The following is a 13,639-nucleotide window of genomic DNA, read 5'->3' on the forward strand; positions in this document are numbered from 1 at the left end:
GGGCGGATGGAGCTTTTCGGCAGTTTTTACTGGAGCGATGCGATCTGATGAGTCAAATCGTGCGCGCTCTAGCTTTCTGTTTGTCGCGGGGATTTTTCGCGAAAAACCGGTACCCATCCCTGATCACGTCTGGGACAGGCTTTTTCGCATCCCGCTCGTGAAAAAGGGCGGGCAGCGCCCGCCCTTAGCTCACATCTCGTAGCGGTCGCTCGGATCGCGCACCGGGCGATAGGTGAAGTAGGAAAAGTCGGCGGGCTGTGCCGTGCCGTTGAGATCGTTCGCCGCCATGCCGACGAACGCTCCGGTGAAGGAGCCGTGCTCGGCATGACCGCCGCACTCGTCAGAGAGTACCGAGGCGTCAAGCACCGGGCCGATCGGCTTCAAGTGCTCGCCTTCGAGCGCGTAGTAGAACTGGAGCCTGGGGCCGCGGATGGTCAGCGCCAGGCGCACCGGATTGTTGTTCGGGATCGGGACCGGTTCGGCGGGGAAGCGCAGCTTGCCATCCGGGAAGCTGATCTCCGAACTCATCAGGAGAAGTTCGCGCTGACCGTCGGAATGGGCAGTGACGGCGAGGTAGAAGAAGTTGTAGCGGCTGTAATAGGCGGTGAGCCCGGCCATCTGCCGCTCGTCGACCGGCGAAAAATCCACTTCGGTCTCGGCGTCGTAGGAAAAGTGCGTCTGCCGGCGGGCGACGAGCGCCTGTTCGAACCAGGAACCGATGGACTCGCGCCCGAAAAGGCGCAGCTTGCCGCCTTCGAGCTCGAAGATGCGCTCCGTTTCCGGGGTGCGCAGCCACTGGAAGTCCATGTCGAGAGTGCCGGAGGCAAAGTCATAGCGCTTTTCGGCCCAGTAGGCGTCCTCATCGCGGGTGCCGGGCACATCGACATGAAGCGCGGGCACGTTGGTGCCGTGCTTCAGCCAGAGCCAGTCGTCGTCGCGCCACTCGGCCTCCTGGATAGCGGTCTCGCGGCCCAGGACGCAACGGCGCTTCTGGGTGGTCGGGCGCCCGGTCAGGTGGACGATATAGGTGCGCCCGTCTGATGTCTCGACCCAGTCGCCGTGCCCGGCGCGCTGCAGGGGATTGAGCGGCTTGTCCTTGGCGGTGACGACGTAGCTTTCCGGATGGGTTTCATAAGGGCCGTCGATGGTGTGCGAGCGGGCAAAGGTCACGGCATGGTCGTAGCCGGTGCCGCCTTCCGCGGTCATCAGATAGTACCAAGGCTTGCCGTCCTTGCCGGCGCGCTTGTAGAGGTGCGGCCCTTCGACGAGCTTCAAATCGGTGCCCTGGTAGATGTTCTTGATCGGGCCGACGAGCTTCTTCTGATCGTGGTCGTATTCCTGAAGGGCAATGCCGGCAAAGAGCAGGGGCCGTACGCGATGGTCCCAGAGCATGTTGACGAACCACTTGCGTCCATCGTCGTCGTGAAAGAGCGACGGATCGAAGCCCGAAGAGTTCATGTAGATCGGGTCCGACCACGGCCCTTCGATCGATGGGGCGGTGACCAGGTAGTTATGTGCGTCCTTGAACGAGCCGTCCTTGCGCTTGACGTCGGTGTAGATCAACCAGAACTGGCCGTCGGCGTGGGACAGGCACGGCGCCCACACGCCGCAGCTGTCCGGATCCCCGCGCATGTCGAGCTGGCTCTTGCGGGTCAAGGGCCTGGTAACGAGCTCCCAGTTGGCCAGATCCTTCGAATGGTGGATCTGCACGCCCGGAAACCACTCGAAGGTGGAGGTGGCGATGTAATAGTCCTCGCCGACGCGGCAGATGGAAGGATCCGGGTTGAAGCCGGGCAGGATCGGATTGGTCAGAAGCGGCATGAAAGTCTCTGGCTGGAAGGGATGACCGCCGCCTCGGGGCGGCGGTCAGTTGCTGGAGCGGGATGCAAAAATGGGGACCGGTTTTTGCCAAATATCCCGCGACGAAAAGAAGCCAGAGCGCAATGCGATTTCATATCAAATCGCATTGCGCTCCAGGATCAGTTCAGGAACTCGTCGACGTTCTCGGCGGTCACCCGGTCGAGACCGGTGTAGATGATCTCGTCGACCGTCTCGCCGTTCTTGATGGCGAGAAGCGTATCCATGGCAACCACACCCATCTCATGGGGGCGCTGGCCGACGAGCCCGTGGGCGTAGCCTTCGCTGAGCAGCTCGAGCTGGACAGGAAGCGTGTCGGCCACCACCAGTGCCAGCGCCTTGGAGTCGACATCGGCCTTGAAGCCGTCGACGAAGTTGCGCCAGCCGTCGGGGGCGAACATTGGCCAGCCGCCGACCGGCACGATGGCGCCGAGGTCGGGATTGGCGGTCTTCAGATCCGCCGCCTGCTGCACGGCAAGAGCGATGTCGTCGTTGGAGAACGTCGGCGATCCGGGCACTTCGGTCCACTCGGAACCAGCAAGCGCCTCGCGCACGCCCTCGACACGTTCGGCAAGATTGGGCGCGGCCGCACCGCCCGAAATCATGCCGTAGGTGCCCCCTTCAGGCTTGATCTCCAAAAGCAGCTCGCCGAGCGCTACGCCGAACTCCTTGTTGTTGGTGCCGACATAGGCGGTGCGCTGCGAGTCCGCCGCATCGCTGTCGAAGGTGATGACGGCGATCCCCTGCTCCACCGCCCGGTTGATGACGGTCGTTGCCGCCGCCGTATCGGAGACGGAGATGGCAAGGCCGTCCACCCCTTGGGTGATGAGGTCCTCGACGATCTGGGCCTGGGTTGCCGCCTCGTGCTCGACTGGGCCGAGATAGATGCACTCGACATTGCCGAGCTCTTCGGCACGGGCCATGCAACCGTCGCGGGTCAGGTCGAAGAACGGATTGTTCATCGCCTTGGGCACCACGGCGAAGCGGTATGTCTCCTGGGCAAGGGCAGTTCCCCCGAGCATGGCCGTCGCAACGGCGGCTACGCCCAACAGTCTCGTCAGTTTCATATGCTTCCTCCTCCTCTTGTCCCGTGGCTTTGTGCCGGCGGGAACGATCTGGACGACGGGCCATCCCGCCGGCCGACACCGCGACGGGTTCAGCCGTTGCGCAGCGATCTCAGGCGGTCGACCAGCACGGCCGCCACGATGATGCAGCCGACCAGTGTCTGCTGCCAGTAGGGGTCGACGCGGGCCAGCACCAGCCCGTTGCGGATAACCTCGATCAGCACGCAGCCGATGATGGCACCCGACGCGCCGCCGACGCCGCCGGCAAGGTTGGCGCCGCCGATCACGGCCGCCGCAATGATGGTCAGCTCATAGGCCGTGGCAAGGTTGGCGGGCGCCGAGCCCAGCCATCCGGAAATGATGATGCCGTTGAAACCGGCCGCCAGCGAACAGAGCATGTAAACGACGATCTTGACCCGATCGACCGGGACGCCGGTCAGGCGCCCCGCAGCCTCGTTGCCGCCGATGGCAAAGACGTGGCGCCCCCAGGCCGTGTGGTGGAGCGCCAGATACATCGCCATGGCAAGAATCATCAGATAGACGAAGGAAATTGGCACCAGATCGAACAGCCGCCCGGCGGTGAGCGCCAGGAACAGGTCCTTGTCCGGGCCGGTGGGATAGGCGCCGCGCCCGTAGGTCGCCACATAGGCGAGGCCCCTGACGATCGAGAGGGTGCCGAGCGTGGTCACGAACGGAGAGAGCTTCAACTTGGCAACGGCGAACCCGTTGGCGAAGCCGACGGCGGCGGCGGTGGCAAGCCCCGCCAGGATCGCGAGAAGCAGCGCGCCGCCGGGAAAGAGGGCGACCGCCGCCCCGGCCAGGCCTGAAAGCACCAGGGAGGTTACCGTTGCCGAAAGCGCCATGGTCGAGCCGACCGAGAGATCGATACCGCCGGTGATAATGACCAGGGTGACGCCGAGGGTCGCGATGGCGATGAAGGAGAAGTTGCGCACGATGTTGGAAACGTTGCCGGGAGTGAGGAAGTTGGGCGAGGCGAAAGCCATCACCACCACCAGCACGATGAGCGCGGCCAGCACATAGGCCGACTGCGAAGCAAGAAATCCCTTCTGCCAGAAACGGACGCGCCCGACGTTGGAGAAGCCGCTGATCGTTTCAGCCATCACGCCGCCTCCTTGGCCCCGGTAATGAGCGCCGTCACCTCTTCGGGCGATGTCTCGCCGATCGGCTTGTCGGCTACCTTGTTGCCGCGGCGCATGACGATGACCCGCTCGCAGACGGCAAAGACGTCCGGCATGCGATGGGAGATGAGGATGACGGTAATGCCGGCATCCTTGAGGCGATGAATGAGGCTGAGGACCTCGGCCACCTGCCGCACCGAAATCGCCGCGGTCGGCTCATCCATGAGGATGAGCCTGGCATCGGCGAGCCGCGTGCGCGCGATGGCGACGGCCTGGCGCTGGCCGCCCGACATCAGCCGCACGAGATCGTCGGCGCGCGTTTCGGATTTCAGCTCGGCAAAGAGCTCGGCGGCACGCGCGTTCATGGCGTTGTGCCGCAGGAACCGGAACGGCCCGACGTTGTATTTGAGCTCGCGCCCGAGGAAGATATTGGCGGCTGCGGTGAGGTTGTCGGCGAGCGCCAGATCCTGGTAGACCGTCTCGATACCGAGCCGCCGCGCCTGCGCCGGGCTGTCGATGTGCTCGCGGCTGCCTTCGAAGGTCAGGTGCCCGGCCGTCGGCTGGTAGATGCCAGAGACAATCTTGACGAGAGTCGATTTGCCGGCCCCGTTGTCGCCCATCAGGCCGACAACTTCTCCCGGCTGAACCGAAAAACTCACATCATGCAGGGCACGAATGGCGCCGAAATCTTTCGAGACGCCGTGGAATTCAAGCAAACTCACCGAGTTCCTCCCAGAATATCGGCTCGGGAAGGCCAAACATATCAGATATGTTGCGGCCTTCCTGCTGTTTGACCATTTGCCCGGGTCAACTGAACTGCCTTCAGCGCAGTTTTTTATTGAGGCAAAACTAAGTCAGGAGATGCACGGAGTCCAGTTGCCTCGTGAACCGACGTGTCAGACAAAACGGTTGACGAGGTTTTCGAGGTATTCCTGACGTCCCGAGCGCGGCTGCGGGTTGATATTCTCGGCCTCGACCCAGGCGGCAATCTCCTCGAGCGTGCGTTCGCCCCGCAGCATCGCTGCCGCACCTTGCTGCTGCCAGCCAGCGTAGCGCCCGTCGAGCAGGCTGTCGAATTCACCGTCCTCGATCAGCGCCGCGGCTGCCTTGAGGCCACGGGCGAGGATGTCGAGGCCGCCGACATGACCGTAGAGCAGGTCCGCAGGATCGAGCGACTGACGGCGCACCTTGGCGTCGAAATTGAAGCCGCCACTGCCGAGGCCGCCTTGCTTGAGGATGTAGTAGAAGGCGAGCGCCATCTCGCCCGGATTGTTGGGGAACTGATCGGTATCCCAGCCCGACTGCAGGTCGTTGCGGTTGGCATCGACCGAGCCCAGCATGCCGAGCGAGGACGCGATGGCGAGCTCATGCTCGAAGGAGTGGCCGGCAAGGAAGGCGTGGCCGACCTCGATGTTGCACTTGACCTCCTTTTCCAGCCCATAGCGCTGCAGGAAGCCATAGACCGTGGCGACGTCGTAGTCGTACTGATGCTTGGAGGGTTCCTGGGGCTTGGGCTCGATGAGGATGGTGCCCTTGAACCCGATCTTCTTGGCGTGGTCGATGACGAGATGGAGGAAACGGGCCATCTGGTCGGCCTCCTGGCCGACCTTGGTGTTGAGGAGCGTCTCATAGCCCTCGCGGCCGCCCCAGAGCACGTAGTTGGCGCCGCCCAGTTCGTGGGTCAGTTCGAGGACGTTCTTCACCTGGCCGGCGGCATAGGCGAAGACCTCCGGATCTGGATTGGTGGCGGCACCGGCCATATAGCGGCGATTGGAGAAGAGGTTGGCCGTGCCCCAGAGGAGCCTGGTGCGGCTGGTTTCCATCTTGCGGGCGAAGATCTCACCGATCGCACGCACGTTCTTGTTGCTCTCGGTGAGCGAGGCGCCTTCGGGTGCGATGTCGACGTCGTGGAAGCAGAAGAAGGGCACGTCGAGAAGGTCGAAGAACTCGAAGGCGACATCGGCCTTGAGCCTGGCGCCCTCCATGCCCTTGTCGTACCAGGGCCGATCGAAGGTGCGGCCGCCGAACGGATCGCCGCCTTCGGCCGCGAAGGTATGCCAATAGGCAACTGCGGGCCGGATATGGTCTTCCATGCGCTTGCCGGCGACGATTTCGTCCTTGTTGTAGTGGCGATAGGCCAGCGGATTGGCACTCTGCGGCCCCTCATATTTGACGGGCGAGATGTCTTTGAAGAAGTCGGTCACGAACGGGTCTCCTCGATGGCGGGGTAAAGGGCGCGGTAGCGCGCGTATGCGTCGTCATAGGCCGAAGCGAGGGTCGCATCGGGTGCGATGACGGTCTTGATCCTGGGCATCACCATGATATCGGCGGGGGCAGCCCCGGTCGCGGCGCAGAGCCCGAGACGGGCAGCGCCGAGCGCACCGCCGAAATCGCCGTCCTCGGGCAGGGCGATCTCGGTTTTGAGGTTGGCGGCGATGATCTTCAGCCACAGGGCCGAGCGCGAACCGCCGCCGACGGTGAGAAGGCGGCCAATCTGCGTTCCAGCGTCCTCGAGCACGCGCTGGCAGTCGCGCACGGCAAAGGCAACGCCTTCCATGACCGCCTGGGCGAGCCGGGCGGGGTTGGAAAGGTGCGAAAGACCGACAAAGGCGCCACGCGCCGCTGCGTTGTTGTGCGGCGTGCGCTCGCCCGAAAGATAGGGCAGGAAGATCTCCTCGCCCGGTCCCTTGAACCCGGCCTCGGCGGCGCCGGCGAGATCGGCAGCCCTCTGGCCGGTGATCTTGGCCAGCCAGTTGAGGCTGTCGGTCGCTGACAGGATTACACCCATCTGATGCCAGGTATCGGGGATGGCGTGGCAGAAGGCGTGGACGGCGCCCGCGGTATTGGGGCGGAAGCGATCGTTGGAGACGAACAGCACCCCCGAGGTGCCGAGAGAGACGAAGCCTTCGCCCGGGCGGATGACGCCGATGCCGCAGGCCGAGGCGGCGTTGTCGCCGGCACCGCCCGCGATCACCACCTCGCCGGTCATCCTCCAGCGCTCGATGAGTTCTTTCTTGAGCTCACCCGAGCGCTGCGAGCCTTCAACGAGGCGCGGCATGTGCGAGCGGTCGAGCCCGGTGACGGCAAGCAACTCGTCGGACCAGTCGCGTTTGGCCACGTCGAGCCAGAGGGTGCCGGCCGCATCCGACATGTCCTCGACATGCTCGCCTGTCAGCAGCAGGCGCACATAGGCTTTGGGCAGCAGGACCTTGGCAACTTTCTCAAAGATCGCCGGTTCGTGCTTTCTGACCCAGACGAGCTTGGGCGCGGTAAAGCCGGGCATGGCGATATTGCCGGCGATCAGCCGCAACGCCGGGAGGGCGGCCTCCATCTCGGCGCATTCGGCGGCGGAACGTCCGTCATTCCAAAGGATTGCTAGGCGCAGGACGTTGTCATCGCGGTCGAGGAGCGTTGCACCATGCATGTGGCCGGAAAGGCCGATGCCGCGCACCGACGCCACCGCATCGGGATAGAGCTTGGCGAGTGCATCGACGGCCTCGAGGGTCGCCCGCCACCAGTCGGCAGGATCCTGCTCGGACCAGCCGGGGTGCGGGCGCACCGGCTCCCGGCTGGCCGCGGTCGCCTCCCCCAACGTCTCGCCATTCTCGCCGATCAGCAGCGCCTTGACGCCCGACGTGCCGATGTCGATACCGAGATAGGCGCTCATGAGGTACGTACCTCAAGATCGTCTACAGCAAAGCGCATCACATCCTCCCTTCGCCCTTGGGGCCTCGCCCTGTAGTGAACGGGCGCTTCTTAGCGCAGATTGTCGCGCAGGAAAATGCCGATTTCAATGGGCTCGGCGTCGGCAGGGCCCATGCCACCGAGCGCCAGGGCGCGGGCGGCGGCGATGGCGGTGCGGATTTCTCCGTCCGGATTCTGGTCGAGCACGACGTCGATCGCACCGGACAACAGGCCTGCGCGGGTCGGGGCGCTGAGCTCATGGGCGACGACGCGGATGCCGCCGGCCCGGCCGGATGCATCGAGCGCCGCCACAAGCCCGGCATTGCCGGCGCCCAGGTTGTAGAGGCCGGCAAGCTCGGGGTTGGCGGCGATGAGTTCGGCGGCGCGCCGACGGGTTTCCTCGGTCTCGTCGTGCCCTTCGACAGGCTCGAGCAGCTCGAGATGCGGAAAATCGGCTTCCAGCACCGCGCGGAATCCATCGAGCCGCTCGCGGTGGTCGCGCAGGTGCATGGAGCCGGCAACGACCGCAATTTTGCCGCGAGCGCAAAAGCGCCCAATGAGCGAAGCGGCGGTGCGGCCGGCGGCGACGTTGTCGATACCGACGAAATGGCGGCGGGCGGAACCGGGTAGGTCCGACACCAGGGTCATGACGACGATGCCACGCCGCGCCGCTCGCTCGACGGCGGCAACGACAGGCTCGTCTTCGCTGGCAACGATCACCGCGCAGTCCCAGACCTTGGCATCGAGCGCATCGAGCGTCTCTGCGAGCGCCTGAGGGTCGAGGGCCGGCACCCGCCGCGCCTCGACATGCATACGCTCGGCGCGGGCCAGAGGCGCGCGGCGGCCGACCGCCTCAGCGAGGCTTTCCATGAACTCGTTGGTGCCGCCCGGGATGAAGAACAACAGATTGAGATCGCGGGCACGGGCCAGGAGCGAGGCGGAAAGGTCGCGGTGGAAGCCCAAGGCGGCAACCGCCGCCTCCACCTTCTCGGCGGTCGCCGGGCGCACACCCGGCCGGCCATTCAGCACCCGGTCAACGGTTGCCAGCGACACACCGGCGGCGTGGGCGACGTCGTGGACCGTGGCGCGGCGGCGGACTTCGATCTCGTTCATGCGGCCTCCCGTTCCGCTTACCGGCCCAAACTCGGCGCGGGGAACCGAAAGGTCAAGAGCATCGGCCTAAAACCGGCTTCCCCTTTTTCAATACAAGTTCTAAAGGTTTGCCCCGCATGACGAGGAGGAAACGGGTATGGGCATCGCGGTTACGACGTTCGGCGACTTCAACGGCAAGCGGGTCGACCAGTTTCACCTCACGAGCGACACCGGCGTCGAGGTCGACATCATCGGTTATGGTGTCGTCGTGCGCGACTGGCGGGTACCGGTCGCGGGAAGCCCGCGCAGCGTCGTTCTGGGCTTTGACACCTTCGATGCCTACCCCGAGCACAGCCCGCACCTGGGCGCGCTCGCCGGGCGCGTCGCCAACCGCATCAAGGACGCCTCGTTCGAGCTCAACGGCAAAACCTATCGGCTGCCTGCAAACGAGGGGGCGCTGCACCTCCATGGCGGACGGGAGGGGCTCGGCCACCAGGTCTGGCAGGGTGAAGCGGACGAAGCCAACAACACGGTGCGCTTCACCCATTTCAGCCCGGATGGCGCCATGGGCTATCCCGGCAACGTCAACTTCGAGGCCTACTACACGCTTTCGGGAAACCGGCTGAAGCTCGAGCTGCGCGCAACCACCGATGCGGCAACGCCCATCAGCCTCGTCCAGCACCAGTATTTCAACCTCGGGACCACCGAGACCGTGCTCGACCACATGATGCAGGTCAATTCCAGCGCCTATACCGAACTCGGCAAGGACGACCTCTGCCCAACCGGCGCGATCCTGCCCTCGCGCGGCACGCCATACGACTTGCGCCAGCCGCGCACCATGCGCGATGCGGCCGGCAATCCGGTCGATTATGATATCGGCCTGGTGCTCGACAGCGGCCGCAGCTTCGATGAACCGGTGGCGACGGTTGTCGGTCCCGACCAGGCGCTGACGCTGAAGCTCTGGACCGACCGGCCGGGCCTACAGGTCTACAATGGCGTGTGGACGGACATTCCCGTCCCCGGCCTCAACGGCAAGCACTACGGCAGGCACTCCGGATTTTGCCTAGAGGATCAGGCATTCGCCGATGCGGTGCACAATCCGCACTTCCCCAACGTCATCCACTCGCCCGAGCGCCCCTACAACCACTGGTGCACGATCGAGATCGCCTGACCGCGATGGAGACCTACATTGCGCTGATCCGGGCGATCGGCCCGCTGACCCACCCCAAGATGCCGATGGCAGGGCTGCGCGAAGCCTGCGCCAAGGCGGGTTTTTCCGACGTTTCGACGGTGCTGGCGACAGGTAATGTGCTGTTGCGCAGTGGCGAAAGCCGAGAAACAACGCTGAACAAGCTGCGGGCGGTTATAGACGGCTTCGGTCTCGACAATGCGGTTGTCCTGCGCACCCCGGCCGAGCTCGCCGAGACCGCCGCCGCCAATCCCTTCCCGGATGCGCTCGATCACCCCAGCGACTATGCCGTGTTCTTTCTTGCCGAACCGGCAAAGGACGCGAGGTGGATCGCCAGTCACACCGGCTCGGAGCGGCTGCACCTCAGGGGCATGGACCTTTATGTCGACTATCCCGAGGGCGTGACCGGTTCGAGGCTGATGCCTGCCAGGATCGAGAAGCGCCTTGGTGTGGTGACGACCTTCCGCAACTGGAATACGCTCACCAAGCTCCTCGCCGCTGCCGAAAAGCTTGCCGGCGCCTCCTAGTGGCTCAGCACAGGGGTTGTGACGGCGTTTGATCGAAGTGGCATTTGGCGCGAGGCCACAGAGTAGTGTGGCTTGATCGCCGCGTTGCCGACATGGGCATCCGACAGCTACCGCACTCAGTCTCCGTGCATGTTGCTCCGTGCATGTTGCACGTTCGGCCTGGGTCCTCGCGTCGAGGCGCGAGGATGACAGCGATGGGTGGCCTTGGTGGTCGGCAGAGCCCATCGGCTTGGTCTGGGGCGATGGTGCCAAGATGCCAAGACGCTGCGGCGGCTTTGGCAAGAAGCTTCACCACCCGCGATGGTAGGGGGCACCTTCTGGCCCTACAAATCCCGGACGCGCTGACTGCGGATATCCGCGGCTTCCAGAGAGACCTTTTGAGCTGGCGATGTCCACCGGCTCACCGGGCGACGCGAGAACGCTCGCCAGAAACGCTCATTCTCGATTGCCAGATGAATATCCTGGCGCTCGATGCCAAGATCGACGAGGCGGGCTTGGCTCATCTCGAGCAGAGCGACGAGCGCGCGCCTGCGGGCGCGGGCCGCGCGCCAGGCAGCAGACCACCCGGCGACGACTTTCAATGCGCGGTGGGCCGGGGCGGTGGGCCGCTCAGGTGAATAGAGGACAATCGATTCGGGTTTGACATGCTCGGTCATGGCTCCTCTCCTCGACGGTTCGGCGAAACGTTGTCGTCACCGGAGAAAGAACTTAGCGCGAGGCGCTGACAGGGCCTGTCAGCAGTGGCAGAGTCCCATTGCAATGGGGTTCCCCAGCCGCCTCATCTGCGGTTATTTCGGGCCGTTACGAAGCGAGTCGGAGGCGACATGGACAAGACCGAGCGGCTCTTTGCGGTCATGGATGCGATGAGGCGCCACCGGCGGCCGGTTACGGCGGCACAGCTCGCCGAGGAGCAGAACGTGTCGGTGAGAACCCTCTATCGCGACGTGCAGACGCTGATCGGGCTCGGCGCGCCTATCGATGGCGAGGCGGGCGTCGGTTACATGCTGCGGCCGGGCTTCTTCATGCCGCCCCTGATGTTCACGCCCGAGGAGCTGGAGGCACTGGTCCTCGGCGCACGCTGGGTCGAGGCGCAGCCGGACGACGGCCTGGTCAGCGCCGCACGCAATGCACTGGGCAAGATCGCCACCGCTTCGCCCGAGGACCTGCGCGACCGCATCGCCGATACCGGTCTCTGGCCGGTGATGATGCGCGGACCCGCGGCGCCAAAGCCCATGCTAGCCGAGATCCGCAGGGCGATGCGTTCGGAAAAGGCCGTGCATATCGCCTATACCGACGAGAGCGGACGCGAGAGCGAGCGCGACATCTGGCCGGTGCAGCTCGCCTATTACGAGGGCAAGCAGATCATTGCCGCTTGGTGCTGCCTGAGGCAGGCCTTTCGCAATTTCCGTACCGACCGCATCGTCTCCCTTTTCCCGACCGAAAACCGCTACGGAAAGCGCCGCACGGTCTTAGCGCGCGAATGGGAGGTGGAGTGGCAGCGCCAGCATCCGGATTGGGCCATGGAGCCGGACGTGCGGCCGACTCACTGAAGTGCGGGCGCGTTTGTCGGGCGACGCCCCAACTAACTCATTCGCGCATAAAGACTCTCCGGCCTCACGTCCTCGTCGAGCCGGAAGCGATGATCGGCCGGCGGGTGCGCCCGCTGGCCGCATTCCATGCGCGGGCAAATGCGGCAGCCGACGCCGACGGGCACCACCTGATTGTCGCTCGTCAGGTCAATGCCGTCCGAATAGATCATGTCCCGGGCATGGAGGATCGAGCAGCCGATGCCGATCGAGACGTAGCGGGGTTGGGCGTTGTAATGGTGGTCGCCCTTGGCGATGGTGCGTGCGATGCAGAAGTATCGTTGCCCATCCGGCATCTGCGAGACCTGGATGTTGATGCGCTCGGGCGACAGGAACGCGGAATAGACGTTCCAGCGCGGGCAGGCGCCCGAATGGCGCGGGATGTGGATGCCCGAGAGCGAGAAGCGCTTGGAGATGTTGCCGGCGATGTCGGTGCGCACGAGATGCAGCGGGATACCTTGGGCGCCTTTGCGCTGCAGCGTCGTCATGCGGTGGCAGACCTGCTCGAAGCTGGCACCGAACCGGCGGCCGAGCCGCTCGATATCATAGCGCGTCTCCCGGCAGGCCTGGATGAAGGGCCCATACGGCATCATCAGCGCGGCGGCGAAATAGGCCGAGAGCACGTTGCGCGCAAGGATGGCGGCGTCACCCTCGGGCAGGTCGGCCTCGCCTATGATCGCGGCGATCTCCCGGTCGGCTGCCATCTGGCCGAGCTGGTGGGCAACGAGGAAAGTGGCTGATTCGGCAGGCAGGATATCGGAGACGACGAGCCGGTTACGGGTGGCGTCACGCTGGCGGGCAATGCCGTGGGGCAGGGACCCTAGCCGCACTTCGAGGCCGAAGACGTTGAAGAGGTAGCTCCTCAAACCGTAATCGAAATTGTCGACGCTCGCATCGATATCGGCGCGGATGCGATTGGCGGCCTCTTCGAGAGATGGGAAGTGATTGAGGTTTTCCTGCAGGAAATCCGAGATCGCGTCGGTTGCGAGATGGAAATGTTCCGCCTCGGCGGCGACGGGTTCGCTCGGCCCGCTCTGCTTCAGGTGTCGGTACCGGTCGTAGAGCTTGAGGATGGCACGGGCGGCAGCCGGGTTGGCGTGGGCGAGATCGCGCACCTCGAGATTTGTGACGTCGGAATCGGCAAAGATGTCATCGCCGAAGGCCTCCATCAGGTCGCCGACCAGGCGCCCCTCGTCGCTGTCGACGAGTTCGCCCGGCTCGACGCCGAAATAGCCGGCGATGGAAAAGAGGAGCGGCACGGTGACCTTGCGGCGGTTGTGCTCGATGAGGTTGAGGTAGCTTGCCGAAATGCCGAGCGCGGCGGCAAGGTCGGCTTGGTTCAGCCGCTTCTGCCGGCGCAGGCGCCGGATGCGTCCGCCAAGCTGCATGTCGCCGACTTCGCTCATCTTTCTCCTCCTCGCGGCGCCGATTCTTTACAGACTTTACAGTTGGGACGTCGTCGCTTGACGGCCAATTTGCAGGTTTACTAGCCGATGTCCGC

The 13,639-nt window shown here is 64.6% G+C and carries 12 protein-coding genes; 3 read left to right on the forward strand and 9 right to left on the reverse strand.

Annotated elements, in window-relative coordinates; translation table 11 throughout:
- Positions 1-189 precede the first annotated feature (189 nt).
- The 7 genes from QQK18_RS27045 to QQK18_RS27075 all read right to left on the reverse strand — a co-directional run bounded on the left by QQK18_RS27045 (position 190) and on the right by QQK18_RS27075 (position 8,857).
- Entirely contained in the window at positions 190-1,821 is a 1,632-nt protein-coding gene (locus tag QQK18_RS27045; RefSeq protein WP_284343534.1) for a glycoside hydrolase family 43 protein, read from the reverse strand.
- A 158-nt stretch (positions 1,822-1,979) separates the two neighbouring features.
- A complete protein-coding gene (locus tag QQK18_RS27050; protein ID WP_284343535.1) occupies positions 1,980-2,924 on the reverse strand; it encodes a sugar-binding protein in 945 nt (314 codons plus the stop codon).
- An 89-nt stretch (positions 2,925-3,013) separates the two neighbouring features.
- A complete protein-coding gene (locus QQK18_RS27055) occupies positions 3,014-4,042 on the reverse strand; it encodes an ABC transporter permease (protein WP_284343536.1) in 1,029 nt (342 codons plus the stop codon).
- The gene (locus QQK18_RS27060; RefSeq protein ID WP_284343537.1) at positions 4,042-4,782 is read right to left on the reverse strand and encodes an ATP-binding cassette domain-containing protein; all 741 of its coding nucleotides are present in this window, start codon (positions 4,780-4,782) and stop codon (positions 4,042-4,044) included. Before QQK18_RS27060 ends, QQK18_RS27055 begins: the two co-directional genes overlap by 1 nt.
- Before the next feature lie 174 nt (positions 4,783-4,956).
- Complete coding sequence (gene xylA, locus QQK18_RS27065) at positions 4,957-6,264, reverse strand: xylose isomerase (RefSeq protein ID WP_284343538.1); 1,308 nt, start codon at positions 6,262-6,264, stop codon at positions 4,957-4,959.
- The gene (gene xylB, locus QQK18_RS27070; protein ID WP_284343539.1) at positions 6,261-7,727 is read right to left on the reverse strand and encodes a xylulokinase; all 1,467 of its coding nucleotides are present in this window, start codon (positions 7,725-7,727) and stop codon (positions 6,261-6,263) included. Before xylB ends, xylA begins: the two co-directional genes overlap by 4 nt.
- Positions 7,728-7,816: 89 nt before the next feature.
- A complete protein-coding gene (locus tag QQK18_RS27075) occupies positions 7,817-8,857 on the reverse strand; it encodes a LacI family DNA-binding transcriptional regulator (protein ID WP_284343540.1) in 1,041 nt (346 codons plus the stop codon).
- Positions 8,858-8,993: 136 nt separating this feature from the next.
- Between QQK18_RS27075 and QQK18_RS27080 the strand changes: the two genes are divergently transcribed.
- Together QQK18_RS27080 and QQK18_RS27085 are read left to right on the forward strand one after the other, a co-directional pair.
- Positions 8,994-10,007: an aldose epimerase family protein gene (locus QQK18_RS27080; RefSeq protein WP_284343541.1), complete on the forward strand. Its 1,014-nt coding sequence runs from the start codon at positions 8,994-8,996 to the stop codon at positions 10,005-10,007.
- Positions 10,008-10,012: 5 nt separating this feature from the next.
- The gene (locus tag QQK18_RS27085; protein WP_284343542.1) at positions 10,013-10,552 is read left to right on the forward strand and encodes a DUF1697 domain-containing protein; all 540 of its coding nucleotides are present in this window, start codon (positions 10,013-10,015) and stop codon (positions 10,550-10,552) included.
- Positions 10,553-10,875: 323 nt separating this feature from the next.
- Here QQK18_RS27085 and QQK18_RS27090 read toward each other — a convergent pair whose 3' ends face one another.
- Positions 10,876-11,208 carry a hypothetical protein gene (locus QQK18_RS27090; protein ID WP_284343543.1) on the reverse strand — a complete coding sequence of 111 codons (333 nt, stop codon included), beginning with the start codon at positions 11,206-11,208 and terminating at the stop codon, positions 10,876-10,878.
- 168 nt (positions 11,209-11,376) lie between these two features.
- Here QQK18_RS27090 and QQK18_RS27095 point away from each other — a divergent pair, with 168 nt between their 5' ends.
- Positions 11,377-12,102, forward strand: coding sequence for a helix-turn-helix transcriptional regulator (locus QQK18_RS27095; RefSeq protein ID WP_284343544.1), 726 nt, complete (start codon positions 11,377-11,379; stop codon positions 12,100-12,102).
- Between the two features lie 32 nt (positions 12,103-12,134).
- Here the strand turns inward: QQK18_RS27095 and QQK18_RS27100 are convergent, their stop codons facing one another.
- Positions 12,135-13,544 carry a helix-turn-helix domain-containing protein gene (locus QQK18_RS27100; RefSeq protein ID WP_284343545.1) on the reverse strand — a complete coding sequence of 470 codons (1,410 nt, stop codon included), beginning with the start codon at positions 13,542-13,544 and terminating at the stop codon, positions 12,135-12,137.
- Between the last annotated feature and the right edge of the window lie 95 nt (positions 13,545-13,639).

Origin of the sequence: Devosia nitrariae, assembly GCF_030160115.1 — a bacterium.
Taxonomy (GTDB): Bacteria; Pseudomonadota; Alphaproteobacteria; order Rhizobiales; family Devosiaceae; genus Devosia; species Devosia nitrariae.

Excerpts from the sequence above, each read along its gene's own strand:
- QQK18_RS27045 (WP_284343534.1), bottom strand. The coding sequence starts at position 1,821 with ATGCCGCTTCTGACCAATCCGATCCTGCCCGGCTTCAACCCGGATCCT.
- QQK18_RS27050 (WP_284343535.1), bottom strand. The coding sequence starts at position 2,924 with ATGAAACTGACGAGACTGTTGGGCGTAGCCGCCGTTGCGACGGCCATG.
- QQK18_RS27055 (WP_284343536.1), bottom strand. The coding sequence starts at position 4,042 with ATGGCTGAAACGATCAGCGGCTTCTCCAACGTCGGGCGCGTCCGTTTC.
- xylB (WP_284343539.1), bottom strand. The coding sequence starts at position 7,727 with ATGAGCGCCTATCTCGGTATCGACATCGGCACGTCGGGCGTCAAGGCG.
- QQK18_RS27075 (WP_284343540.1), bottom strand. The coding sequence starts at position 8,857 with ATGAACGAGATCGAAGTCCGCCGCCGCGCCACGGTCCACGACGTCGCC.
- QQK18_RS27080 (WP_284343541.1), top strand. The coding sequence starts at position 8,994 with ATGGGCATCGCGGTTACGACGTTCGGCGACTTCAACGGCAAGCGGGTC.
- QQK18_RS27085 (WP_284343542.1), top strand. The coding sequence starts at position 10,013 with ATGGAGACCTACATTGCGCTGATCCGGGCGATCGGCCCGCTGACCCAC.
- QQK18_RS27090 (WP_284343543.1), bottom strand. The coding sequence starts at position 11,208 with ATGACCGAGCATGTCAAACCCGAATCGATTGTCCTCTATTCACCTGAG.
- QQK18_RS27095 (WP_284343544.1), top strand. The coding sequence starts at position 11,377 with ATGGACAAGACCGAGCGGCTCTTTGCGGTCATGGATGCGATGAGGCGC.
- QQK18_RS27100 (WP_284343545.1), bottom strand. The coding sequence starts at position 13,544 with ATGAGCGAAGTCGGCGACATGCAGCTTGGCGGACGCATCCGGCGCCTG.